This window comes from Pseudomonas sp. PDM26, assembly GCF_019219185.1.
GTDB lineage: Bacteria > Pseudomonadota > Gammaproteobacteria > Pseudomonadales > Pseudomonadaceae > Aquipseudomonas.
Window position 1 is genome coordinate 89,118 of record NZ_JAHUWC010000012.1, and the last position, 24,391, is coordinate 113,508.

Annotated in this window: 27 protein-coding genes; 18 read left to right on the forward strand and 9 right to left on the reverse strand. The window is 59.7% G+C overall.

Annotation, left to right across the window (positions count from 1 at the left end; translation table 11 throughout):
* The first annotated feature begins 43 nt into the window (after positions 1 to 43).
* On the forward strand, positions 44 to 1,210 hold the full coding sequence (locus tag KW849_RS22420) for a PLP-dependent aminotransferase family protein (protein ID WP_218431311.1): 1,167 nt from the start codon (positions 44 to 46) through the stop codon (positions 1,208 to 1,210).
* Between the two features lie 173 nt (positions 1,211 to 1,383).
* Here the strand turns inward: KW849_RS22420 and KW849_RS22425 are convergent, their stop codons facing one another.
* The 5 genes from KW849_RS22425 to KW849_RS22445 form a co-directional block, all read right to left on the reverse strand.
* Positions 1,384 to 1,755 (reverse strand): glutathione S-transferase N-terminal domain-containing protein, encoded by a 372-nt coding sequence (locus KW849_RS22425; protein WP_150724597.1) that lies wholly within the window; start codon positions 1,753 to 1,755, stop codon positions 1,384 to 1,386.
* A gap of 104 nt (positions 1,756 to 1,859) precedes the next feature.
* On the reverse strand, positions 1,860 to 2,405 hold the full coding sequence (gene folE, locus KW849_RS22430; protein ID WP_003204506.1) for a GTP cyclohydrolase I FolE: 546 nt from the start codon (positions 2,403 to 2,405) through the stop codon (positions 1,860 to 1,862).
* 77 nt (positions 2,406 to 2,482) lie between these two features.
* On the reverse strand, positions 2,483 to 3,040 hold the full coding sequence (locus KW849_RS22435) for a Smr/MutS family protein (RefSeq protein ID WP_218431312.1): 558 nt from the start codon (positions 3,038 to 3,040) through the stop codon (positions 2,483 to 2,485).
* Between the two features lie 80 nt (positions 3,041 to 3,120).
* Positions 3,121 to 3,441 carry a hypothetical protein gene (locus tag KW849_RS22440; protein ID WP_218431313.1) on the reverse strand — a complete coding sequence of 107 codons (321 nt, stop codon included), beginning with the start codon at positions 3,439 to 3,441 and terminating at the stop codon, positions 3,121 to 3,123.
* 131 nt (positions 3,442 to 3,572) lie between these two features.
* Positions 3,573 to 4,163: a cysteine hydrolase family protein gene (locus KW849_RS22445; RefSeq protein WP_218431314.1), complete on the reverse strand. Its 591-nt coding sequence runs from the start codon at positions 4,161 to 4,163 to the stop codon at positions 3,573 to 3,575.
* 238 nt (positions 4,164 to 4,401) lie between these two features.
* Here KW849_RS22445 and prmB point away from each other — a divergent pair, with 238 nt between their 5' ends.
* Positions 4,402 to 5,310 (forward strand): 50S ribosomal protein L3 N(5)-glutamine methyltransferase, encoded by a 909-nt coding sequence (gene prmB, locus KW849_RS22450; protein ID WP_218431315.1) that lies wholly within the window; start codon positions 4,402 to 4,404, stop codon positions 5,308 to 5,310.
* A 177-nt stretch (positions 5,311 to 5,487) separates the two neighbouring features.
* On the opposite strand, the gene KW849_RS22455 is transcribed toward prmB, so the two are convergent.
* Complete coding sequence (locus tag KW849_RS22455) at positions 5,488 to 6,279, reverse strand: hypothetical protein (RefSeq protein WP_218431316.1); 792 nt, start codon at positions 6,277 to 6,279, stop codon at positions 5,488 to 5,490.
* A gap of 94 nt (positions 6,280 to 6,373) precedes the next feature.
* Positions 6,374 to 7,372 (reverse strand): alpha/beta hydrolase, encoded by a 999-nt coding sequence (locus KW849_RS22460; protein WP_218431317.1) that lies wholly within the window; start codon positions 7,370 to 7,372, stop codon positions 6,374 to 6,376.
* Between the two features lie 83 nt (positions 7,373 to 7,455).
* On the opposite strand from KW849_RS22460, the gene aroC reads away from it, so the two are divergent.
* The 5 genes from aroC to mtnC are packed head-to-tail and all read left to right on the forward strand — an operon-like array spanning position 7,456 to position 11,599.
* On the forward strand, positions 7,456 to 8,547 hold the full coding sequence (gene aroC, locus KW849_RS22465) for a chorismate synthase (RefSeq protein ID WP_218431318.1): 1,092 nt from the start codon (positions 7,456 to 7,458) through the stop codon (positions 8,545 to 8,547).
* Positions 8,548 to 8,576: 29 nt separating this feature from the next.
* Positions 8,577 to 9,728 (forward strand): MFS transporter, encoded by a 1,152-nt coding sequence (locus KW849_RS22470; protein ID WP_218431319.1) that lies wholly within the window; start codon positions 8,577 to 8,579, stop codon positions 9,726 to 9,728.
* Entirely contained in the window at positions 9,725 to 10,345 is a 621-nt protein-coding gene (locus tag KW849_RS22475; protein WP_218431320.1) for a methylthioribulose 1-phosphate dehydratase, read from the forward strand. Before KW849_RS22470 ends, KW849_RS22475 begins: the two co-directional genes overlap by 4 nt.
* A 20-nt stretch (positions 10,346 to 10,365) precedes the next feature.
* A complete protein-coding gene (locus tag KW849_RS22480) occupies positions 10,366 to 10,911 on the forward strand; it encodes an acireductone dioxygenase (protein WP_218431321.1) in 546 nt (181 codons plus the stop codon).
* A 4-nt stretch (positions 10,912 to 10,915) separates the two neighbouring features.
* Positions 10,916 to 11,599 (forward strand): acireductone synthase, encoded by a 684-nt coding sequence (gene mtnC / locus KW849_RS22485; protein ID WP_218431322.1) that lies wholly within the window; start codon positions 10,916 to 10,918, stop codon positions 11,597 to 11,599.
* Positions 11,600 to 11,737: 138 nt separating this feature from the next.
* Here the strand turns inward: mtnC and KW849_RS22490 are convergent, their stop codons facing one another.
* Positions 11,738 to 12,016, reverse strand: coding sequence for a DUF3509 domain-containing protein (locus KW849_RS22490; protein WP_218431409.1), 279 nt, complete (start codon positions 12,014 to 12,016; stop codon positions 11,738 to 11,740).
* Positions 12,017 to 12,371: 355 nt separating this feature from the next.
* Here KW849_RS22490 and KW849_RS22495 point away from each other — a divergent pair, with 355 nt between their 5' ends.
* The 10 genes from KW849_RS22495 to KW849_RS22540 all read left to right on the forward strand — a co-directional run bounded on the left by KW849_RS22495 (position 12,372) and on the right by KW849_RS22540 (position 21,638).
* Positions 12,372 to 14,210, forward strand: a complete 1,839-nt coding sequence (locus KW849_RS22495) for a long-chain-acyl-CoA synthetase (RefSeq protein WP_218431323.1) — start codon at positions 12,372 to 12,374, stop codon at positions 14,208 to 14,210.
* A gap of 97 nt (positions 14,211 to 14,307) precedes the next feature.
* Complete coding sequence (locus tag KW849_RS22500; protein WP_218431324.1) at positions 14,308 to 14,826, forward strand: ankyrin repeat domain-containing protein; 519 nt, start codon at positions 14,308 to 14,310, stop codon at positions 14,824 to 14,826.
* Positions 14,827 to 15,072: 246 nt separating this feature from the next.
* Positions 15,073 to 15,603, forward strand: coding sequence for a hypothetical protein (locus tag KW849_RS22505; RefSeq protein ID WP_218431325.1), 531 nt, complete (start codon positions 15,073 to 15,075; stop codon positions 15,601 to 15,603).
* A gap of 82 nt (positions 15,604 to 15,685) precedes the next feature.
* On the forward strand, positions 15,686 to 15,877 hold the full coding sequence (locus KW849_RS22510; protein WP_007993066.1) for a PLD nuclease N-terminal domain-containing protein: 192 nt from the start codon (positions 15,686 to 15,688) through the stop codon (positions 15,875 to 15,877).
* Between the two features lie 254 nt (positions 15,878 to 16,131).
* Complete coding sequence (gene speE / locus KW849_RS22515) at positions 16,132 to 17,007, forward strand: polyamine aminopropyltransferase (RefSeq protein ID WP_218431326.1); 876 nt, start codon at positions 16,132 to 16,134, stop codon at positions 17,005 to 17,007.
* A 187-nt stretch (positions 17,008 to 17,194) separates the two neighbouring features.
* The gene (locus KW849_RS22520; protein ID WP_218431327.1) at positions 17,195 to 17,428 is read left to right on the forward strand and encodes a hypothetical protein; all 234 of its coding nucleotides are present in this window, start codon (positions 17,195 to 17,197) and stop codon (positions 17,426 to 17,428) included.
* A gap of 210 nt (positions 17,429 to 17,638) precedes the next feature.
* Positions 17,639 to 17,983 (forward strand): ribonuclease E inhibitor RraB, encoded by a 345-nt coding sequence (locus KW849_RS22525; protein ID WP_108218961.1) that lies wholly within the window; start codon positions 17,639 to 17,641, stop codon positions 17,981 to 17,983.
* A 476-nt stretch (positions 17,984 to 18,459) separates the two neighbouring features.
* Positions 18,460 to 19,869, forward strand: a complete 1,410-nt coding sequence (locus KW849_RS22530) for a circularly permuted type 2 ATP-grasp protein (RefSeq protein ID WP_218431328.1) — start codon at positions 18,460 to 18,462, stop codon at positions 19,867 to 19,869.
* 12 nt (positions 19,870 to 19,881) lie between these two features.
* Positions 19,882 to 20,832, forward strand: coding sequence for an alpha-E domain-containing protein (locus tag KW849_RS22535; RefSeq protein WP_034150148.1), 951 nt, complete (start codon positions 19,882 to 19,884; stop codon positions 20,830 to 20,832).
* Positions 20,829 to 21,638 (forward strand): transglutaminase family protein, encoded by an 810-nt coding sequence (locus KW849_RS22540; RefSeq protein ID WP_218431329.1) that lies wholly within the window; start codon positions 20,829 to 20,831, stop codon positions 21,636 to 21,638. The genes KW849_RS22535 and KW849_RS22540 overlap by 4 nt, the downstream gene beginning before the upstream one ends.
* Positions 21,639 to 21,742: 104 nt before the next feature.
* On the opposite strand, the gene KW849_RS22545 is transcribed toward KW849_RS22540, so the two are convergent.
* Entirely contained in the window at positions 21,743 to 22,564 is an 822-nt protein-coding gene (locus KW849_RS22545; RefSeq protein WP_218431330.1) for a cytochrome c, read from the reverse strand.
* A gap of 603 nt (positions 22,565 to 23,167) precedes the next feature.
* On the opposite strand from KW849_RS22545, the gene KW849_RS22550 reads away from it, so the two are divergent.
* Positions 23,168 to 24,373, forward strand: a complete 1,206-nt coding sequence (locus KW849_RS22550) for an acetyl-CoA C-acetyltransferase (protein WP_218431331.1) — start codon at positions 23,168 to 23,170, stop codon at positions 24,371 to 24,373.
* The last annotated feature ends 18 nt before the right edge of the window (positions 24,374 to 24,391 follow it).

Consider the following 24,391-nt stretch of genomic DNA (forward strand, 5'->3'; position numbering starts at 1 on the left):
AAGTTTGACTCATTTCCCACATGCCTCGCTACCGGTGATCCCCATGGCTTTTTCCGAACGTGTCTCACGCCTTAAAAGTTCTTTGATCCGTGAAATACTCGCCGCGGCCCAGCGTCCGCAGATGATGTCGTTTGCCGGCGGACTGCCGGCCGAAGCCATGCTGCCGAAGGTCGAGTGGACCGAGATGCCGGTGTCCATCGGCCAATACGGCATGAGCGAAGGCGAACCGGCGTTGCGTGAAGCGTTGGCCGCCGAGGCGCGGGCGTTGGGAGTGCCATGTGAGGCAAGCCAGGTGCTGGTGGTCAGCGGCTCACAGCAGACCCTCGACCTCGCCGCCAAGCTGTACATCGACAAAGGCACCGAAATCCTGCTCGAAGCGCCGACTTATCTGGCGGCACTGCAGATTTTCCAGCTGTTCGGCGCCGATTGCCTGACCGTCCCGCTGGAGGCTGACGGGCCGAACCTGACGGAGCTACGCGTTTGTCTGGAACAACACCGACCGGCTTTCATCTACCTGATCCCGACCTTCCAGAATCCATCGGCGGTGCGTTACAGCGAAGCCAAGCGTGACGCGGTGGCGGCGTTGCTCGATGAATTTGGCGTGACGCTGATTGAAGACGAGCCTTACCGCGAACTGACCTTCGACGGTGGCAGCGCCAAGCCGATTGTCAGTCGCTTGAAGAAGGCCAGCTGGATCTACACCGGCACCGTGTCGAAAACCCTGCTACCGGGTTTGCGCGTTGGTTACTTGATTGCCAGTCCGGACCTGTTTCCCCATCTGTTGAAACTCAAACAATCGGCGGATTTGCACACCAACCGGGTCGGCCAATGGCAGGCACTGCAATGGATCGGCAGCGAGAAATATCAGCAACACCGCAGTGAGTTGCGTGATTTTTATCGGGGGCGTCGGGATGCGTTTCAGGCTGCGCTGGAAACTCACTTCTCGGATCTGGCGGACTGGAACGTACCGCAGGGCGGGTTGTTTTTCTGGTTGAAACTCAAGCAGCCGCAAGACACCCGCACCTTGCTCAACGCCGCGCTGGCCAATGACGTAGCGTTTATGCCGGGTGAGCCGTTTTTCCCTGAGCCGGATAACCATCCGGGGTATTTGCGGTTGAACTTCAGCCACATTGATCCGGCGCGGCTGGATGAAGGGCTGAGGCGGTTGGCGGCGGTGGTGCGACAGGGGCAAGCGGCGCAAGCGGCCTGAAAACAAATAAACCGGCGCAAGGGCCGGTTTATTTTTGTCCGAGATTTGCGTCGTGAGGGCCGGCCTCATCGTCGGAACGCCGCCCGGAGCCGGCTCACTCCTACAATTGGAATGCGTTCCCCTGTAGGAGCGAGCCTGCTCGCGATGGCGTCAGTCAGATCACCACATAAACATCAGGCTGCTGCAAACCGCTTGTCCAGATAATCAATGATCACCTTGGACTCGTACATCCAGGTGGTCTGGCCATTCTCTTCGATGCGCAGGCATGGCACCTTGATCTTGCCGCCTTGCTCCAGCAAGGTCTGGCGATCCTGTTCGTTGTTCTTCGCATCGCGAAGGGCCACCGGCACATTCAGGCGGCGCAGGGTGCGGCGGGTCTTCACGCAGAACGGGCAGGCGTGGAATTGATACAGGGTCAGACCCTTGGCGGCGGATTCGACCTGAGCCTGAGCAGCGGCGGGGCGCTTCTTCTTGCTTGGGCGAGTAATGAAGTCGATGAAGATGATCAGTTGGCCAAGGCCGACACGAAGCGCTTTTACGAACACGTTGGAAGCCTCACGGTGCAAACGAAGAAGGGCGCGCAGCTTACCTGATTTTTTGCGGACGAAAAAAAACCGGCGATGAATGCCGGTTTTCTTCGTGCCGCGAATTACTTGATGAGGCTGAGGAATTCGCTGCGCGTGGCGGCGTTCTCGCGGAACTCACCGAGCATCACCGAGGTGATCATCGACGAATTCTGCTTTTCCACACCGCGCATCATCATGCACATGTGCTTGGCCTCGATCACCACCGCAACGCCCAGGGCGCCGGTGACCTGCTGGACAGCGTCGGCGATCTGGCGGCTGAGGTTTTCCTGGATCTGCAGGCGACGGGCGTACATGTCGACGATCCGCGCCACCTTCGACAGGCCCAGGACCTTGCCGCTCGGGATGTAGGCGACGTGAGCCTTGCCGATGAACGGCAGCAGGTGGTGTTCGCACAACGAGTACAGCTCGATGTCCTTGACCAGCACCATTTCGCTGTTGTCGGAGCTGAACAGGGCACCGTTGGTGACCTCTTCCAGTGTCTGTTCATAGCCGCGGCAGAGGTACTGCATGGCTTTGGCGGCACGCTTGGGCGTGTCGAGCAGGCCCTCGCGGGAGACGTCCTCGCCCAGTTGGCCAAGGATCGCGGTGTAATTCTGTTCCAGGGACATGAAACTACCTGTGGGATTTTACGCAAAGGGCAAGGGTACGGTGGCGGACACGACGCTGCAAGCGTGGCGCAACAGCTTTACTCGTCGCGACCTTCCATCATGGTGCGTTTGAGCATCACATAAACGGCTCCCGCACCGCCGTGTCTGGCCTGGCAGGAGGTGAAACCGAGCACTTGTGGATGCTGGCGCAGCCAGGTATTGACGTGGCTTTTGATCATCGGCCGCTTGCCATCCAGGCGTACCGCCTTGCCATGGGTGACGCGTACGCAGCGGATTTCGAATCGGGTGGCTTCGGCGAGGAACGCCCAAAGGGTTTCCCGGGCCTTTTCCACGCTCATGCCGTGCAGGTCGAGGCTGCCTTCGAACGGAATCTGTCCGATCTTGAGCTTGCGCATCTGGCTTTCCTGCACGCCGTGACGCGCCCACATCAACTCGTCTTCAGGGCCGACGTCGATGACGAACTGATCGGACAACCCGTCTACGGTGGTGGATTCGGTGCGCACGGTGGCCGCTTGGCGCAGCATGGCGATCTGCGCGCGGTCAGCCTTGGGTTTGCCGGTTTCGGCGCGATCGTGCCTGATTGGCTTGACGCCTTGGATCGCGCTTTTGAACAGAGAAAAATCGTTGTCTTGCATGTCAGCCTCCGCGAAGGGCGGCCAGTTTACCCAACTCGAAGCGAATCGGGCGCGACAAATTAACGCGCGCGACGCTTGGCTCAGTCGTGTTTTTTCATCAGGTGCGGCGACATGGCCAGTTCCCGCGACTGGCGCGAGCGACGACGGCAACGGCGCCATAGCCACACGCCGAGGTACAGCACGAACAGGCCGATGACCAGAATCACGGCAGCACCGGTGCGGCTGGTGTTCAATTCACCCAGGGCGGGTGCGTGGCCGAACAGGCTGGCGGCACCGGCCATGGTGAGCAACACGCCGCACATCGCCAGCAATGCCGCGAACGTCACGCCGATTCGAAAACGCCAGTTGCTTTGGCCTTTGGGTCGCAAGCGGCGAGCGTCAAAACCATCGGATAACTTCATTCCGACCTTCCTCAATGGGTATCGGCCCTTCGACCGGGAGTTGACCGGGATGTTCCTGAGGCTAAGACAATTATGGCAGTTGAGAGGCTTTTGCGGATGAGCGGCATTCCAGGCCGCTCATTGAGCGTCGATCAGATCAGTTCACGGGTCAGCGCGAGGGTGGCGAAGTTGTCGCCCATGATCGCCATTTCCGTCTGATGAACGTGTTCGGCACTGAGCACGCCGCCCTTGTAAGGCAGGTCGCGGGTGGCGCAGGCATCTTCAATGAGAGTGCAGCGAAAGCCAAGGTTCTTCGCTGCGCGTACGGTGGTGCTGACGCTGGAGTGACTCATGAAACCGCAGACGATCAGGTCGAGGGCGCCGAGGTCTTCCAGGCGTTTGGCCAGTTCGGTGCCGTGGAACGCGCTTGGCAGCAATTTACCGATGACGGTTTCGTCACCTTGCGGCTCCAGGCCCGGAATGAATTCACCACCGACGCCTTGCGGGTTGAACATTCCGCCGAGGGTGCCGAGATGACGGACATGCACGATCGGCCGGCCGGCGGCACGGGCAGCGGCGAGCAATTGCTTGATGTTCGCGACGGCCTCATCCATGCCGCTGAGGGCAAGTGGCCCGCTCAAATATTCTTTCTGGGCATCGATGATGATAAGGGTCGCATGGCTCAGTTTGGCTGCCGGATAACCGCGGCCGCTGAGTTGAAACATCGTTTTTGGAACGGACATTCTGGGGCTCCTTGGAGTGGGGCTTTTGCGACATTGTCCTCTGGCTGAGCGGTTCTGTGAATCGCTACGATCGTAGGTGCCGTCATTGCTGGCCTGTAGCCTTGTCAATAGTCGCGATTTGTTCAATAGCCTGGTGAAAAAACGGATAACTCCTACATTTGAATCGGTAGTTTCCCGCGTCGTCGTGACGCCGTTTGACTGGTAGAATCGCCCGTCGATTTTTCTGGAGTTTGCCGTCGTGATCACTTCCCGCCTTCGCACCCTGCGTGACCATATCCGTTGGGCCGTCAGCCGCTTCCATGGGGAGGATCTGTTTTTTGGCCATGGCACCGACAATGCCTGGGACGAAGCCCGGCAATTGGTGTTGGGTGCGCTGCACCTGCCATGGGAAATCGCCGACAGCTACCTCGACTGCAATCTGGAAGAAGACGAAGTGGTTCACCTGCAGCTTTTGCTCAAGCGCCGCATCGAAGAGCGGGTGCCTACGGCGTATCTGTTGGGCGAGGCGTGGTTCTGCGGCATGTCGTTCATCGTCGATGAGCGCGTGCTGATCCCGCGTTCACCCATCGGCGAGTTGATCGAAAACCGGTTTACCCCGTGGCTGGCTACCGAGCCTGCGCGGATTCTCGACCTGTGCACCGGTTCCGGTTGCATCGGCATCGCCTGCGCCTACGAGTTCCCGCGTGCCGAGGTGGTGTTGGCGGACCTGTCGTTCGAAGCGCTGGAAGTGGCTAACCAGAACATCGAGCGCCACGGTGTCGATGAGCGTGTGTACACGGTGCAGGGCGACGGGTTCGAGGGCTTGCCGGGACAACGTTTCGATCTGATCGTGTCGAACCCGCCCTACGTCGATGCGGAAGATTTCGCCGACATGCCGGACGAATACCAGCACGAACCGGAACTGGGCCTGGCCTGCGGCGATGACGGTTTGAACCTGGTGCGGCGCATGCTCGCCGAAGCGGCGGATCATTTGACCGAGAAGGGCTTGCTGATAGTCGAAGTGGGCAACAGCCAGGTGCACGTCGAGGCGTTGTACCCGGAAGTCGACTTTGCCTGGCTGGAGTTCGAGCGTGGCGGCCATGGTGTGTTCATGCTGAGCGCGCAGCAATGCCGTGAGCATCAGGCGTTGTTTGCTTCACGCGTTTGACTGGGCATTTGTGGCGAGGGGGCTTGCCCCCGTTGGGCTGCGAAGCAGCCCTGAACCCTCACACCAGATTTATCCAGATATGTCTGTGGTAGCTGTTTTGCGACCGCTTCGCGCTCGAACGGGGCGGTTCGGCGCTCCGACAAGCCCCCTCGCCACAAAGTGCAGTAACTCAAGCCTTCAGCGGTGCGTGGCAATCCAGATCAGCAACCCCGCCTGAAACACCGCGAACGCCACCAGGCAGGTGATGGTGAAACGCAGCCCGGTGTCTTCGCGTTTGTACTTGCTGACTTTCTCTTCGTGTTTCTTGAGTTTGACTTCCTGCTCGGCCAGATTCTGCTCGGCTTGCTGGAGCATCTGCGCCGCCTCGAGAATCTCCACGACCTGCAGTTTTTCGCTGTTCCAGTCGCCAGAAAGGTCGCCGACCTTGACCGGCTTGACGCTGCCTTTCAAATGTTGGGCATCGGCATACACCACGTCGAAACCGTGCACGCGTAAAAAATGATCGCGGCGCAGACGGGTGTCTTCGTTCAGCGCATCCTTGTTGTTCAGGTCAAAGCCGTCGACGGTGTAGGTCGGCCAGCGTTTCTTCGCCCAGTTGATGCCCTGGGCCGCCAGGTAGCGGCCAATGCCACGGTTCAGCGGTTCAACCTGCAATCCGCTGTCCGGGCCGAAATGCACGCGCTTTTCGGCGTGATCGACCCACACGTCCAGATGATTCTGTTCCTTGCGCACACGCTGGCCGGGCAGGGTGATGCTCATGCGCATCAGGCTGCGCGCCTTGTCGTTGCGCTCGGCATAGCCTGATTCGACAAAACGCAATGGGCGCCCGCCCGTGTTGCGGTCAGTCTGCAGCGGCGCCAGACGGAGCATCTTGTGGTGCTCGACGTGGACGTCCGCCCAAGGCAGCTCGACCGCTGGCGGTGCGTCTTTTTCAGCGCTGGTGTCGGGTGAAGTCTGGGTGTCGGTCATAACGGCGAGATCCTGTCCAAGCTCAGCTTGTCGCCAACCAACGTGGCGGCGACAAAGGCTTATCGGCCGTTTTTCCCCGGACTGGAGGGTAAAGTTAACTGGCGCGAAGTCCGTCAATAAACCCGAGGATTCGTGTGCCCAGTTCCGCCGCCAGGGGTAATTGCGGATCTTTATAGGAGGCCAGTTGGCGTTTGACATCGTTGGGCACGATGCGCATGACGTGGTTCATGCCCTCGATCAGCGCCAGTTCGGCGTCCGGTTTGGCGGCCTTGAGCAGTCTTGCGTCATTGACGCCGACCTGGATGTCGTTGCTGCCCTGGATGATCAGCGCCGGCATTTTCAGCTTGGCAAACGCCGCGGCCGGGTCCTGGCGGAACAGGGAAATCAGGTACGGCTGCACGCTCGGGCGGAAAATCGCCTGCAACGGTGGCGGCACATTGTCGTCGGGTTTCCCGGCCTTGAGGCTGTCGAGCAATTCATTGCTGCGCAGCATCAGCGGGGGAGGCAGGCGATTGCCCAGTTGCTCGCGGATGACCTGATCGACCGGCCTGGCGCTACCTGAGACAGAAATCACCGCGTCGGCATCGATGCCCGGCGCAGCGAGGCTGGCAATCAAGGCGCCTTCGCTGTGCCCCAGCACAATCAGCTTGCCGAAACGCGGATCGGTCTTGAGCTTCTTGCCCCAGGCTTCGGCATCGGCCACATAGGCTTCCACTGTCAGATTGCGTTCGTCCGGCGTGGCGGCCAGGCTTGCGGCCACACCGCGCTTGTCGTAACGCACGCTGGCGATGTTGTGTTTGGCCAGCACCCAGGCCAGGCGCTTGAGGCTGTCATTGCGCCCGCCATCGACGTTGTTTCCGTCACGATCCGTAGGGCCGGAGCCGGAAATGATCAGGACAACCGGCACGGGGTCGTCGGATTTTGGCAGCAACAGCGAGCCGAAAAGCTCGCCGGTGCCGGTATCCAATGTGATCGGTCGTTGCAGGACAGTCGCCTGGGCGAAGCCGGAAATCAGGGTAAGGCTCAAGGCAAGAACTCGCAGCATCATCGCGCCATTATCCAGAAGATGCCGGTTGGACTCACAGGCACCCATAAGGTTCGAGGATGAACTACTTGGGTAGCCTGCGTATACTGGCGCGCATTACGTATTCAGGTTCATTTCACGGAGCGTCCTGCATGTCCGGCAATACCTACGGCAAGCTGTTCACTGTCACCACCGCGGGCGAAAGCCATGGTCCGGCGTTGGTCGCCATTGTCGATGGCTGCCCGCCGGGGCTGGAGATATCCCTGGAGGATCTGCAGCGTGACCTGGACCGCCGCAAGCCCGGCACCAGCCGCCACACCACCCAGCGTCAGGAAGCCGACGAAGTCGAAATCCTCTCCGGCGTGTTCGAAGGTCGCACCACTGGCTGCTCGATCGGCCTGCTGATCCGCAACACCGACCAGAAGTCCAAGGACTACTCGGCGATCAAGGATCTGTTCCGCCCGGCCCATGCCGACTACACCTACCACCACAAATACGGCGAGCGCGACTACCGTGGCGGTGGTCGCAGTTCGGCCCGCGAAACCGCAATGCGCGTCGCGGCCGGTGCGATTGCGAAAAAATACCTGGCCAGCCAGGGCATCGTCATTCGCGGCTACATGAGCCAGCTCGGGCCGATCGAAATTCCGTTCAAGACCTGGGATTCGGTGGAGCAGAACGCCTTCTTCAGCCCGGACCCGGACAAAGTGCCTGAGCTGGAAGCCTATATGGACCAGTTGCGCCGAGACCAGGATTCGGTCGGCGCGAAAATCACCGTGGTTGCCGAAGGCGTGATGCCGGGCCTGGGCGAGCCGATTTTCGACCGCCTCGACGCCGAACTGGCCCATGCGCTGATGAGCATCAACGCGGTCAAGGGCGTGGAAATCGGCGCCGGTTTCGCCAGCGTCGCCCAGCGTGGCACTGAGCATCGCGATGAAATGACCCCGCAAGGTTTCCTCAGCAACAACGCGGGCGGCATTCTCGGCGGTATTTCCTCCGGTCAGCCAATCGTTGCGCACCTGGCGCTGAAGCCGACGTCGAGCATCACTACGCCGGGCCGTTCCATCGACATCCATGGCAACCCGGTGGAAGTGATCACCAAGGGCCGTCACGACCCGTGCGTCGGCATCCGCGCCACGCCGATTGCCGAGGCGATGATGGCCATCGTGCTGATGGATCACCTGCTGCGTCACCGCGGGCAGAACGCCGATGTGCGTGTGAGCACGCCGGTGCTGGGTCAGCTGTAAATGGCTGGCCTCATGGTCGCAGCCGTCTGATGGCGGCTGCGATGCTCCCGTACTGGCGGCTTTCCAGTTTCTATCTGTTCTATTTCGCCTTGCTCGGTTCGACAGCGCCGTTTCTGGCGCTGTACTTCGATCACCTCGGATTCAGCGCCGCGCGCATCGGCGAGCTGGTGGCGATCCCGATGCTGATGCGCTGCGTGGCGCCGAATATCTGGGGCTGGCTGGGCGACTACACCGGTCGGCGGCTGGCCATCGTGCGCTTCGGCGCGGTGTGCACGCTGCTGACCTTTTCGCTGATTTTCGTCAGCAAGAGCTATGCCTGGCTGGCGATGGTCATGGCCTTGCATGCGTTCTTCTGGCACGCGGTGCTGCCGCAGTTCGAAGTCATCACCCTGGCGCACTTGCAGGGCCAGACCTCGCGCTACAGCCAGATTCGCCTGTGGGGCTCGATCGGTTTCATCATCACCGTGGTCGCGCTGGGCCGGCTGTTCGAATGGCTGAGCCTGGACATCTACCCGGCGGCGCTGGTGTTGATCATGGCCGGCATCGTGCTCAGCAGCCTGTGGGTGCCCAATGCCCAACCGGCGCCGGGCAACCGGGTGGCGGGGGAGGGCTTCCTCAAGCAACTGCGCAACCCCGGCGTATTGGCGTTTTATGCGTGCGTGGCGCTGATGCAGATGAGCCACGGACCGTACTACACGTTTTTAACCCTGCACCTTGAGCGACTGGGTTACAGCCGTGGCGTGATCGGCATGCTCTGGGCGGTCGGCGTGGTCGCCGAAGTCCTGATGTTTCTGGCCATGAGCCGGATTTTCGCGCGCTTCTCGCTGCGCCGGGTGCTGATGGCCAGTTTTCTGCTGGCGGCGTTGCGTTGGCTGTTGCTGGGTTCGCTCGCGGAGTTTCTTTGGGTGCTGTTGTTTGCCCAGGTGCTGCACGCGGCGACGTTCGGCAGCTTTCACGCCGCTGCCATTTCATTCGTGCAACGTAGTTTCGGTGCGCGCCAGCAAGGCCAAGGTCAAGCGTTGTACGCCGCACTGGCCGGCACCGGCGGTGCATTGGGCGCGTTGTATTCCGGCTACAGCTGGAATGCCCTCGGCGCGGCATGGACATTTAGTATTGCCAGTCTCGCAGCCGTCGCGGCTGCCGTTATCATTGCCACACGTATGCAAGAGGACAGGCCATGAGCCTTACCCGTGAACACCTCGCCCAGGAAATCATCGACGCCGGGCGTTTTCTGTATGGCCGCGGCTGGTCGCCGGCCACCAGCAGCAATTATTCGACCCGCCTGTCGCTGACCGAAGCCTTGCTGACCGTGTCGGGAAAGCACAAGGGGCAACTCGGCATGGACGATGTGCTGGCCACTGACCTGTCAGGCAACAGTCTGGAACCGGGCAAGAAACCGTCCGCCGAAACCCTGTTGCACACCCAGCTCTACAGCTGGCGCCCGCAGATCGGTGCGGTGCTGCACACCCATTCGGTGAATGCCACCGTGCTGTCGCGCCTGACGCCGCAAGATTTCATCGAGTTCGAAGACTACGAACTGCAAAAAGCCTTCAGCGGTGTGACCACCCACGAATCCCGGGTGCGGGTGCCGATTTTCGACAACGATCAGGACATTGCGCGCCTGGCCGCCAAGGTGCAGCCTTGGCTGGACGCCCACCCCGATTGCGTCGGCTACCTGATCCGTGGTCATGGCCTCTACACCTGGGGGGCGCGCATGAGCGATGCCCTGCGGCAGATCGAGGCCTTTGAATTTTTGTTCGAGTGCGAGTTGAAGATGCGCTCGCTCTTTAAAGCATGAACCGTTAAGGAGTTGCCCTGATGAGCAGCCTGTCCGTTTATCACGTCTCCAGCCCTGAAATCCCCAACAAGGTGCTGACCCATTTCGAAGACATTGCCTCGACCCTGGCCGAGCAGGGCGTGCGTTTCGACCGCTGGCAGGCCGCCACAAAACTCCAGCCGGGCGCCAGCCAGGATGAAGTGATCGCCGCCTATCAAGAGCAAATCGACAAGCTGATGACCGAACGCGGTTACATCACCGTCGACGTGATCAGCCTCAATAGCGATCACCCGCAAAAAACCGAATTGCGTGCCAAGTTCCTCAACGAACACCGCCATGGCGAAGACGAAGTACGATTTTTCGTCGCCGGTCGTGGCCTGTTTACCCTGCACATCGACGATTACGTCTACGCGGTGCTCTGCGAGAAAAACGACCTGATTTCGGTGCCGGCGGGCACCAAACACTGGTTCGACATGGGCGAGCACCCGCATTTCATTGCGATCCGCCTGTTCAACAACCCGGAAGGCTGGGTGGCCAACTTCACCGGCGAAGACATCGCCAATCAATTCCCGCGTCTTGAGGACTGAGTCGATGCCGATCAAAGCGATTCTCACCGACATCGAAGGCACCACCAGTGCGGTGAGTTTTGTGTTCGACGTGCTGTTTCCTTACGCGGCCAGGCATCTGCCGGACTTCGTTCGTGAGCACGCCGGGCGCGTAGACGTGGCGGCACAGTTGGACGCCGTGCGCCGAGAAAGTAATGAGCCGGGCGCCGATGTCGAGCGCGTTGTCGAGATTCTGCTGGGCTGGATTGCCGAAGACCGCAAGGCCACGCCGTTGAAAGCGTTGCAGGGAATGGTCTGGGAGCAGGGCTATCTGGCCGGGCAGTTGAAGGGGCACGTGTACCCGGACGCCGTTGAAGCGCTCAAACGCTGGCACCAGGATGGTTTTCAACTGTTTGTTTATTCCTCCGGCTCGATCCAGGCCCAGCGGTTGATCTTCGGCTGCTCCGAGGCGGGAGACCTGACGCCGTTGTTCAGTGGCTACTTCGATACCACTTCAGGGCCCAAGCGCGAGGCGCAGTCCTACGCCAACATTACGCAGGTAATCAACATCGAGGCGGGGCAGATTCTGTTCCTTTCTGACATCGTCGAAGAACTCGACGCGGCGCGTGCGGCGGGGATGGCTACTTGCGGGCTGGCCCGCGAAGGCGGCGAACTGGCAGGGCATGTCACCGTGGACAGCTTTGCGCGGATCGATCCCTCAACGTTCTAAACACCGATTTCAGAAGTTACCGCACAACCTGTGGGAGCGAGCTTGCTCGCGAAAGCGGTGTGTCATTCAACATTGATATTGACTGACTCTCCCTCTTCGCGAGCAAGCTCGCTCCTACAGTGTTTTTCCACATTATTTTTACATCGAGTGATAGGTCGGCAAGGCAAACCGTTGCTGGCTCTGCAGCATGGAAATCTGCGGCAATTCGCTGGCCTGTTCAGCGAGGTCACGGCGAATCGCGCTGATGACCCAGGACAGTTGATCGCCATTGTGCAATTGCTGGTAGGAGATCGAGCGCATGAATTCTCTGCCGTCGGCGCTGCGCAAGGTCAGCAGAATCCCACCATCAGGGCGGTCCTGGGTAGTGACTGCGAAGTTGGAGAACAAGGACGAAAATTTTTCCTGGATAAGGCTCATGTCGTTCAGCTCCATGATGACTTGAATGGCAAGCATGGAGAGACTGTTGCAGCCTTTGTGCCAGTATTTTCAGTTGTTAAATGTCAATAAAATCAATAGCTTACTATTTTAGTGATTTTTGCTTTCGTGCAATCTGCATGAATGGCCATCGTGCATCCTGCATTTTGCAGGTACGTCGGCGACTCGATGGAACCAATTGGCGCGCACGGGATCATCTTCGCGCAGCGCTATCGCGGATCAAGATCGCGGATACAAAACATTTCAAAAACCGCGTGTACAGCTCAAGAACCGTTGACGTATTTTCGGGCTCAGTCATCGCCGCCCGACAATAAGAAAAGATCGAACGGGAGCAATCATGAGCCGTACGTCGAACGACACGATTACCTGGGGCATGATGCTCCGCAAGTTGCCTTCCATCGCCAAAGCCATCCCCCGGGTGGTGAAGGGAATGAAGGCCGCCAACGTCAAGGACCCGACCCAAGCGTGTGGTTTGGGCTGGAGTTTCGAGCAAGCCACATTGCGCAACCCGAAGGGGCCGGCGCTATTGCAAGGCGAGGTAACGCTCAGTTACTCCGAGGTTAACCAATGGGCCAACCGCATTGCCCATCACCTTATCGGCCAAGGCATCGGCAAGGGTGATGTGGTGGCGGTCTTTATCGAGAACCGTCCGGAACTGCTGGTGACGATTCTCGCGGTGGCCAAGGTCGGCGCGATCAGTGCGCTGCTCAATACCTCGCAGACCCGCGACACCCTGGTGCACAGTGTGAATCTGGTGGCGCCGGTGGCGATCATTGTCGGTGAGGAGTTGGTCCCTGCATACGTGGCGATACGTGATCGGGTGTCGATCAAGGCTGACCGAACCTGGTTCGTCGCCGATCAGGACACCTCTCTCCAACCCGGTATCGCGCCTGAAGGTTTCATCAACCTGATGACCGTCAGTCTCGACGACGCCAGCGACAACCCGGTCAGCAGCCGGCAGATTTTCTTCGATGATCCCTGCTTTTATATCTACACCTCGGGCACCACGGGGCTGCCCAAGGCTGGGGTGTTCAAGCACGGACGCTGGATGCGCAGCTCTGCGAGCTTCGGCATGATTGCCCTGGACATGCGCCCGGACGATGTCGTCTATTGCACCTTGCCGCTGTACCACGCCACGGGCCTTTGCGTGTGCTGGGGGTCGGCCGTCAGTGGGGCCAGCGGGTTCGCGATCCGCCGCAAATTCAGCGCCAGTCAGTTCTGGAGCGATGCGCGCAAGTACCGGGCGACCACCATCGGTTATGTCGGCGAACTGTGCCGCTACCTGGTCGATCAACCGCCCTGCGTCGACGACAGTCGGCACGATGTGAAGAAAATGATCGGCAACGGCTTGCGTCCCGGTGCCTGGAACGAGTTCAAGACCCGCTTTGCGGTGAATCACATCTGCGAGCTGTACGCCGCCAGTGACGGCAATATCGGCTTCACCAATATTCTGAATTTTGACAACACCATCGGTTTTTCCCTGATGTCCTGGGAATTGGTCGCGTACGACCACGACAGCGGCGCGCCGATTCGTCAGGCCAACGGCCTGATGCGCAAGGTCGCCAAGGGCGAGCAGGGGTTGTTACTGGCAAAAATCGATGACAAGGCACCGTTGGACGGCTACACCGATCCGCAGAAAACCGCCAAGGTCGTGTTCCAGGATGTGTTCGAAAAGGGTGACCGCTACTTCAACACCGGCGACCTGTTGCGCAACATCGGTTTCGGTCATGCGCAGTTTGTCGACCGCCTGGGTGACACCTACCGCTGGAAGGGCGAAAACGTCTCGACCACGGAGGTCGAAAACATCCTCCTGCAACATCCGCTTATTTCCGAAGCCGTGGCCTATGGCGTGGAAATCCGCAACACCAATGGCCGCGCCGGGATGGCGGCAATTACCCCCGCCGAATCCCTGGCAACCCTGGACTTCAGTGAGCTGTTGGCCTTCGCCCGCGAGCAAATGCCGGCCTATGCGGTGCCGTTATTCCTGCGGGTGAAAGTGAAAATGGAAACCACCGGGACGTTCAAATATCAGAAGACCCGACTCAAGGACGAGGGCTTCGACCCGGGTAAAACCGGAGATGACCCGATCTATGCCTGGTTGCCGGGGACGCAGACTTACGTAAAGGTCACGGAGCGGTTGTTGACCGACATTCACGGCGGCAAGTACCGCTATTGAATCTGGCTATGGCGGCCCATGAGAAAAAACAAGTGACAGTGCCGGGGGCGCTCGGGAAACTGTCGGCTTTTACGAATGACAGAAAAGGGAGTGCCCAATGTCAGACAAAAGCCGCCAGATGACCCCCGAAGAAGCCGCCGAATTCACCGAACAGGTATTCAACAAGGCACGGGAGGGCGATGCGGCAATGATGGCTGCGCTGCTGACCAAGGGTTTGCCGCCGAACCTGCGTAACCACAAGGGCGATACCTTGCTGATGCTGGCCGCGTACCACGGCCATGTGGACACGGTAAAAGTCCTGCTGGAACACAAGGCCGACCCGGAGATCCGCAACGACAACGGCCAGAGCCCGATTGCCGGCGCCGCCTTCAAGGGCGACCTCGCGGTAATCAAGGCCTTGGTCGAGGGTGGCGCACAGGTTGAAGGCTCGTCCTTCGATGGCCGCACGGCGCTGATGATGGCGGCAATGTTCAACCGCGTTGAGGTGGTCGATTACCTGATCGGCAAGGGCGCCGACCCGCAAGCCAAGGACGCCAATGGCATCACCGCGCTGGAAGCGGCTAAAACCATGGGCGCTTCCGATACGGTTGCTCAGTTGGAAAAACTGTTGGGCTGACGTTGAGCTTTGTGGCGAGGGGGCTTGTCGGGACGCCGCACCGCCCCGTTCGGCTGCGAAGCAGTCGCAAATCCATTCCGCGCGGTCTGTCTGACAAATCACATCGTCTGAATTTGGGGCCGCTTCGCGACCCAACGGGGGCAAGCCCCCTCGCCACAGGGATTGCATCGCCACAGGTCCGCATTTCACTCATTAATGCGCTATCCTTCGCGCCCTCAAAACTCCCCTCGCTACAGGATCCGCCCCATGAAAGCCGCACTCGTCGAACTCATCAGCAAAATCAGCTCCGGGTGCATGGGCGAAGACGAAATCCTCAAGGTCGCAGACGAAGCGGCCCAGGCCTACGCCGATCAGGATGCTTTTCTGACGGCCAATCCGGACATCAACTACGACGAAACCTTCCCGATCCCGTTGGGTGAGTGGGTGGTGGTCGGCAGCCTGCCGGAAACGGTGCTGTTCCAGGCTGACACCTACATGGACCTGTTCGCGCAAATCGTCACGTCGTTCGGCCCGGGCGTGGAATTCAACCTCAAGCCCAAGCAACTGGCCAAGACCGAAGCCCTGACCGCGCTCAATCGCATCCAGGTGCAGATGAGCAGCCTGAACAAGGAAAACGGTGGTTATACGCTGATGAACTTCAGCCAGTTGCTCGATGACGAGTTGCAGGTGGTGCTGGTCTACGGCAATGACGTGCCACGCGTGCTGGAATTGTGCGCAGAAGTCGGCATCGTGGCCGTGCCATCCCTGGAAGCCCTGAAAGTGGCGATCCACGTCTGAGAGCCAAACACTGTCAATAAAAGGGAACCCTCGCGACGACCGTCTATCCTGAGAGGGCAAATCATTCTTCAGGAGCGTCACCATGGGTTCCACGTTCAACAGCCTGGTTGCCTTGATTATTTTTGCCCTGGACATCTGGGCCATCATCAACGTATTCAAAAGTAGCGCCGAGACCGGGATGAAAATCCTCTGGGTGCTGCTGATTGCGCTGTTGCCGGTGCTGGGACTGATCATCTGGGCCATCGCGGGGCCGCGGGGTAACGTCAAGTTCTGAACAAGCGACACTAAACCTGTGGTAGCGAGCCTGCTCGCGAAGAACGATGACGCGCAGCCGCTGAAACAGCGCATCGCCTGCTTCGCGAGCAGGCTCGCTCCCACAGTGTTCTGCGGGGCCTTTGATGACGAAGGTTCGACCTGTCATCTTCCGCGACGTAGAATGCGCGCCTTTCCCGGTCAATCGAGACGATCGAATGGCCATCATGGGCGGGTAACCGTCCGTTGCCACCCGCATTCATCGGAGCACTTCCCATGAGCATCACCCCGACCAGCGACTACCTGGAAACCCTCTACGAAGGCTACGGCCAGCGTTTTCGCATGGAAAAACTGCTGCACGAAGTGCGCACCGAACACCAGCACCTGGTGATCTTCGAGAACCCGCGCATGGGCCGGGTGATGGCGCTGGACGGCGTGATCCAGACCACCGAAGCCGACGAATTCATCTATCATGAAATGCTGACTCACGTGCCGATCCTCGCCCATGGCGCTGCCAAGCGCGTGCTGATCATTGGCGGCGGCGATGGCGGCATGTTGCGTGAAGTGGCCAAGCACCGCAGTGTCGAGCACATCACCATGGTCGAGATCGACGGCACCGTGGTCGACATGTGCAAGGAATTCCTGCCGAACCACTCCAAAGGTGCATTCGAAGATCCACGCCTGAACCTGGTGATCGATGACGGCATGCGTTTCGTCGCCACCACCACTGAAAAATTCGACGTGATCATTTCCGACTCCACCGACCCGATCGGACCGGGCGAAGTGCTGTTCTCGGAAAACTTTTACCAGGCCTGCCGCCGCTGCCTGAACGAAGGCGGCATCCTGGTGACCCAGAACGGCACGCCGTTCATGCAGATCGAAGAAGTGAAGACCACCGCCGGTCGCCTGCGCAGCCTGTTCCCGGACTGGCACTTCTACCTGGCCGCCGTACCGACCTACATCGGTGGCTCGATGACCTTCGCCTGGGGCGCGACCAATACCGCCTATCGCAAGTTGTCCCGCGAAACCCTGCAACAGCGCTTCACGGGCAGTGGCATCGTCACCCGCTACTACAATCCTGAAATCCACATTGGCGCCTTCGCCTTGCCGCAATACGTGTTGCAGGCGGTAAACAAGCCAAGCAACGACTAAAACCCTGTAGGAGCGAGCCTGCTCGCGATGGCGTCAGACCAGTCAATATGGATGTTGAATGTTCCTCTGCCATCGCGAGCAGGCTCGCTCCTACATGGATTGCGGCGGAACAAGGCGGAACAATCAGCCAGTTAACAAGGTCGAGATAGGGGTAAACCCATCCATGGGTTTTACCGAGGAGGCACCAATGCAAAAGTGGAAAGTCACTTTCGTGGATGATCATGGCGAAACCATCAACGAAGTCTTTGAGTGCACCGAACGCCCGGACAACGAGCGTGCCGCCAGGCTCATCAAGGCCCGACTTCTTCCTGTCGCCGCCAAACTGGATCTGAACGATCTGGAAGGGCGGACCGCCAATGCGAGCGTCAAAGAACTCAAGTCCCAGAACAGCATTCAAATCCTCGGCATTACTCCAATCTGAACGACACCTGTCGCATTCACATCCAGGCCTTGGCAGAGGCTCTATCTTGAGGCTACTCTGCAAGCGAGATCAGCGAACGGATCGCTAAGGTCTGGTCTTGTCAGCTCCATGCTTGTTTCCCGCCGGCACATCGGTTGCCGTCGCTCGCGCTATTCGGTTGCGAGTGAGGGAGTACGGAAAGTCTATCCATCGTATTGAGGAGGACGTTTCATGAGCACAGCCTATCAAGAAGACATCAGCAGCAGCGTTCTGCGCCGCATGAAAGAAGGCGGTTTTGACTTTTCACGGTTTCATCCCATCGAGTTCTACGCCATTTTCCCGGATGAGGAGCGGGCACGCAGGGCGGCAGGTCATTTCCACCGTGGTGAATCCCTGAATGCGCAAGTCAGTGTGCGTGACGATGGCGCCTGGGCGCTGGAGTTGTGCAAGGTCATGTATGCCACCTACGACGACATCGGCGATTTCGAACAGGGTTTCGAAGCGGTGGTCGAGCCGTTGGGCGGCATCATCGAAGGCTGGGGTGTGAAACAGGAGGTACGAGGGCGACTCGCATAACTTATGAACAGTGACAACCAGCATTGACGGCTGACCTTCGGGTTGGCCGTTTTCGTTTGCGGGCTTGAAGATTAAAAGATTGCAGCCTGCGGCAGCTCCTACATTTGAATGGCGTACATCCTGTAGGAGCTGCCGCAGGCTGCGATCTTTTGACGTTGTTTTTATTTCGCAATATTTCGCGAAGGCAAAAAAAACCGCCCAAAACGGGCGGTTAAAAGGGAAGTTCGGTCAGCTTTTCAGCGAATAGACGGATTATCCGCCGCGTTAACCGGGCAGTGAAATCAACTCTGACTATGCTGGTGATAGGCGATCACAGCGCCTTGCAATGAAGCGGGGGCAATCAGGTTGGGGCATTTGTCGCACAGGATTGGTGCGGCGCGTGCGTCTTGATTATCCAACCGATTGAAATTTAAGCGTTTATGCCGATGGCACGGGCCTTGCGAAGGTCTGGACGTCCGAGTGACAAGGAGTACGGCATGATCCGCACCTATTTTGATGAGATGTACGATGCCGGCGGCCTGGTCCGCCCGCATTATCGGGAGTTTGCCCGTTGGCTGGCCGAGACGCCTGACGAGCTTCTGGCACAACGGCGACGCGAGGCCGATCTGTTGTTTCATCGCGCCGGGATAACCTTCACGCTCTACGGTGATGAGCAGGGGACAGAGCGCCTGATTCCCTTCGACACCATTCCCCGCAGCATCCCCGCCAGTGAATGGCGGGTCGTCGAGCGCGGCTGCATCCAGCGGGTCAAGGCGTTGAACATGTTCCTCGCCGACCTCTATCACGAGCAGCGCATCATCAAGGCCGGCATCATTCCGGCCGAGCAGGTGCTGGCCAACGAGCAGTACCAGTTGGCGATGCAGGGCCTGGATTTGCACCGCGATATCTATTCGCACATTTCCGGCGTCGACCTGGTACGCGACGGCGACGGCACCTACTACGTGCTCGAAGACAATCTGCGTACACCGAGCGGCGTCAGTTACATGCTCGAAGACCGCAAGATGATGATGCGCCTGTTCCCCGAGTTGTTCTCGGCCCAGCGCATCGCACCGATCGACCACTATCCGAATCTGTTGCTCGACACCTTGAAAAGCTCCAGTCCGCTCGACAACCCGAGTGTGGTGGTGCTGACGCCGGGGCGCTTCAACAGCGCGTTTTTCGAACATGCGTTTCTGGCCCGGGAAATGGGCGTTGAACTGGTGGAAGGCGCGGACCTGTTCGTGCGCGATGACAAGGTGTTCATGCGCACCACGGACGGGCCGAAAGCCGTCGACGTGATCTACCGTCGCCTCGACGATGCCTTCCTCGATCCGCTGGCGTTCAATCCGGATTCGATGCTTGGCGTGCCAGGGCTGCTGTCGTCCTACCGCTCCGGCAACGTGGTGCTGGCGAATGCCATCGGCACCGGGGTCGCGGACGACAAGTCGGTATACCCCTTCGTCACGGACATGATTCGTTTCTACCTGGATGAAGAGCCGATCCTGAAGAACGTGCCGACATGGCAGTGTCGTAATCCCTCGGAACTGTCCCACGTGCTGGCCAATCTTCCAGAGCTGGTGGTCAAGGAAACCCAGGGCTCCGGCGGGTACGGAATGCTGGTGGGACCGGCGGCGACGGCGGCGGAAATCGAAGCCTTCCGCGCGCGCATCATCGCCAAGCCCCATGCCTATATCGCGCAACCGACGTTGTCGTTGTCGACCTGTCCGACCTTTGTCGAAAACGGCATCGCGCCACGCCACATCGACTTGCGGCCGTTTGTCTTGTCGGGCCGCGAAACCCGGGTCGTGCCCGGCGGTTTGACCCGGGTTGCCCTGCGCGAAGGCTCCCTGGTGGTCAATTCCTCCCAAGGCGGCGGAACCAAGGACACCTGGGTGGTCGAGGATTAAAGGAAGCCTGTCATGTTAAGTAGAACCGCCTCGGATTTGTATTGGATGTCGCGTTACCTGGAGCGGGCGGAAAACCTCGCCCGGATGCTCGACATCAGCTATTCGCTGTCGCTGATGCCGCAGGACGGACGTGGCGATGGTTTGCACGAATTGGCCATGCCGCTGTTGATCACCGGTACCCTGGACGACTACCTGGAGCGCCATGGTGAATTGCATGCCGAACGGTTGCTGCACTTCTTCGCCCTGGATGCGGCCAACCCGGCGAGCATCTACAGCTGCCTCGGTGCCGCACGGGCCAGTGCTCATGCGGTGCGTGGGCGCATCACCGCCGACATGTGGGAAAACATAAACGCCACCTGGCTGGAAATTCGCGGCATCGCCGAACAGGGCTTGAGTCGCTACGGCATGAGCCGTTTCTGTGAGTGGATCAAGGAACGTTCCCACCTGTTCCGGGGCGCGTCCTACGGCACCATCATGCGTAACGATGCGTTTCGCTTCATTCGTCTGGGGACCTTTATCGAGCGGGCGGACAACACCTTGCGCCTGCTCGATGCCCGCTACGAAATGGCTGGCGATCAGGCCGAAGCGGTCAGCGATGGCACGGCTCACGCCTATTACCAATGGAGCGCATTATTGCGGGCGTTGTCGTCGTTCGAGGCCTACACGGAAATCTACCGTGACGCCCCCGGCGCCCGGCATGTGGCGGAGTTGCTGTTGCTGCGGGCCGATGTGCCGCGATCCCTGCGCGCCTGCACCGAAGAGATCGACCAGATCCTCGCGCAATTGCCGGGGGCCAACGGTCGCCCTGCACAACGCCTGGCGGCAGAAATTGACGCACGCCTGCGCTACACCGGCATCACCGAAATTCTTGACGAAGGCCTGCACGCCTGGCTGACCGAGTTCATCCCGCTGGTGCGCCAGTTGGGTAACGCGATTCACAGTTCTTATCTGGAGGCCGCATGAGACTTTCCATTAGCCACGAAACCACCTATCACTACGAAGACAAGGTGCGGGCGAGCATCCAGTACCTGCGACTGACTCCCCACGACAGCGAGCGCCAGCACGTGCTCAGTTGGCAACTCGACCTGCCGCGCCCGGTGCGCGCGCAACTCGATCCGTTCGGCAACATCCTGCATGTGCTGACCATGGACGAACCGCACGAAGCGATCATCATCGGTGCCCGTGGCCAGGTCGATATTGACGAAATGCGTGAGGCCGAACACGAGAGTCAGTCGGCGCTGCCGTTCCTGCGATTCACCCGTTTGACCGAAGCCGACGTCGCCCTGCGTGCGTTCGCCGAGAAGGCATGCAAGCAACGCCGCGATCGCACGGCGCTGATCGATCTGATGCATGGCCTCAACCAGCATATGACCTACACGCCGGGCTCCACGGAAGTCGACACCAGCGCGGCCAAGGCCTTTGCCGGGCGCTCCGGCGTGTGTCAGGACCACACTCACGCGTTTCTCGCCTGCACCCGCAGCCTGGGCATTCCTGCGCGTTATGTGTCGGGCTATCTGTACAGCGAAAACAGCGAACACCTGGCCAGCCACGCCTGGGCCGAAGCCTGGCTGGATGATGCCTGGTACAGCTTCGACGTGACCAATGAACTGGCGCGGCCGGAACGTCACCTGAAGCTGGCGGTGGGCCTGGACTACCTGGATGCCTGTCCGGTGCGCGGGATGCGCCGGGGCGGCGGGTGTGAGCAGATGCACGCCAAGGTGCTGGTTTCACCGACGCTCGCGCCGGTGATTTCTGTGCAGCAGCAATAATCTGATGGATCACCCTTGTAGGAGCTGCCACAGGCTGCGATCTTTTGATTTGATAATAAAGATCAAAAGATCGCAGCCTATGGCAGCTCCTACGGGGACGTGTGTCAGGGCTTAACCTTGCGCCCGACCATATGCTGCAAATACCCCACAAGCATCTGCAGATCCCCATCCGGCAACACCTCGGCCGAGAACCCGGGCATCTTCGCCTGCGGCCACTGGCGCAAACTCTGTGGATCGCGAATGTAGCGCTTGAGGAAGTCCGCGCCGAAGTACTCGGTCGGGTTGTACGGAATATTCAGGTCCGGCCCGAATTGCGCGTCCCCGGCGCCGTTGAGTCGATGGCAGGCCAGGCAATTCTTCTGGAACAACGCAAATCCCTTGTTCACCGGATCATCCGCCTTCAACGCCGGATCGGGCAGCAGGGCAGGAAAGCGCTCGGCTACGGACGCCAGGCGTTTGATGCTCGCCACCTGGAACGGCCATTGTTCGGGGCTGATGTTGCCCGCCTGAGGATTGCTCCAGACCAGATAGAACGGGCCGGCGCCTGGCTTGCCTTCCGACAGCGGTGGCCAGGGTTTGGCCGGGTCTTCAATCGCCAGCCACGCCTGTGCCCCCTGGGTATTGAGCAACGGCGCCGCGGCCATTTCGGCGGCAAAGCCATCCAGGGCCACGGCTTGCAGATGGTCCTCAGGCTTGATGCCGTTCAGCAGCGCGGACAACGGCACGGCGCGGTAACTCATGTCCCGCTTGTAGGAAACGTCGTTGCTGATGTTGATGGTTTGAGCCTGAGGATGCTTGAGCAATTGCTCTGTCTGCCAGGTGCGACTGTTCGCGCCCAGCTCCAGGTTCAGCTGTGCGGCATACAGGGGCGAGCCGAACAGCATGGCCCCGAGCAGAATGAGCATTTTCAAGTGATCGCCGTCCATGTCGTGCAAGTGCCGCAAAGATTGGCACAGCCACGCTGGCCCGGCTAGCGGGCCAGTCACATTTTGATGGTGGCCATTCAAAAACTGTGACGCCGAATCTTTTAGACGCGACTAGCCGATCACCTTGGTCAGGTTCGGCAATATCAACAACAGCGTGGTGGCGAAAAGGATGAGCCCGGCTTGACGTACTTTCGATTGTTTGAACATGGCTTGACCGCCTTTTTTGTTATTTCCTGATGCCTGCCTGCATATCTCCATGTTGGCAGCGCGTTGCACTTCCTGTAGTGACGAGCGTCTCGGCAAAACCCGACGACAACTTCGTACAAGTGAACCTTAGAGCCCGCGCTGTGCTTGGTTTAGATCCATTTCATATGGAGTTGTTACGATTCGCTTTAAAAAAGGTATGAGGCCTATTGCCAGCTTCTTTGGCGCCCGTTGGCTAGACAGCTTGGTGTCTTGAATCGGTTAATCCGGTAGCTGACTACCGTCCGTCTGAGCGTGAGCGTCAACGTCTGTGAGCGCTAAGGTCATTGAATCAATCGCGGCTCGGGCCAAGAGTGAGCGCTCGGTATTTACCCACCTGCACTGTGGTTCGAGGACGTCATGACCCAAGCATTGATTTTCGACGCGTTACGCACGCCCCGTGGTAAAGGCAAGGCCGACGGCGCCTTGCACAGTGTCAAACCGGTGAATCTGGTTGCCGGTTTACTCACCGCACTGCAACAGCGCATGGCGCTGGACACCAGCCAGGTCGATGACGTGGTGCTCGGTTGCGTGACGCCGGTTGGCGATCAAGGCTCTGACATCGCCAAAACTGCTGCTCAGGTGGCCGATTGGGATGTCAGTGTGGCGGGGGTGCAGATCAACCGCTTCTGCGCTTCCGGGCTGGAGGCGGTCAACCTCGGCGCAATGAAAGTGCGCTCCGGCTTTGAAGACCTGGTGGTGGTCGGCGGTGTCGAGTCGATGTCGCGGGTGCCGATGGGCAGCGATGGCGGGGCCTGGGCGCTTGACCCGGCGACTAACCTGCACAGCCACTTCACGCCACAGGGTGTGGGCGCCGACCTGATCGCCACCCTTGAAGGCTTCAGCCGTCAGGACGTCGATGCCTATGCGCTGCATTCGCAGCAAAAGGCTGCGCGTGCGCGAGCCGACGGTTCGTTCAACAAGTCGCTGGTGCCGGTGCAGGACCAGAACGGCATCATCCTGCTCGATCACGATGAGTTCATCCGCGCCGAATCGACCCTGGAAGGCCTGGGCAAGCTCAAGCCAAGTTTCGAGATGATGGGGCAGATGGGCTTCGATGCCACCGCGCTGCGGGTCTACAGCCATGTCGAGCGGATCAACCATGTGCATACCCCCGGCAACAGTTCTGGAATCGTCGACGGCGCGGCGCTGATGCTCATCGGCTCCGAAGCCAAGGGCCGGGCGCTGGGCTTGCAGCCCCGGGCGCGGATTGTCGCCACGGCAGTCACCAGTACCGATCCAACCATCATGCTCACCGGCCCCGCGCCGGCAACCCGCAAGGCGCTGGCCAAGGCCGGGCTGCGGGTTGAAGACATCGATCTGTTCGAGGTCAACGAGGCGTTCGCGTCAGTGGTGTTGAAATTCATCAAGGACATGGCCGTCGACCCGGACAAGATCAATGTCAACGGTGGTTCCATCGCCATGGGCCACCCGCTGGGTGCCACCGGCTGCGCCATTCTCGGCACGCTGCTCGATGAACTGGAAGCCCGACGCCTGCGTTATGGCCTCGCGACCCTGTGTGTCGGCGGCGGCATGGGCATTGCCACCATCATCGAACGCCTCTGAGCCCGGACTTCAAGGAAC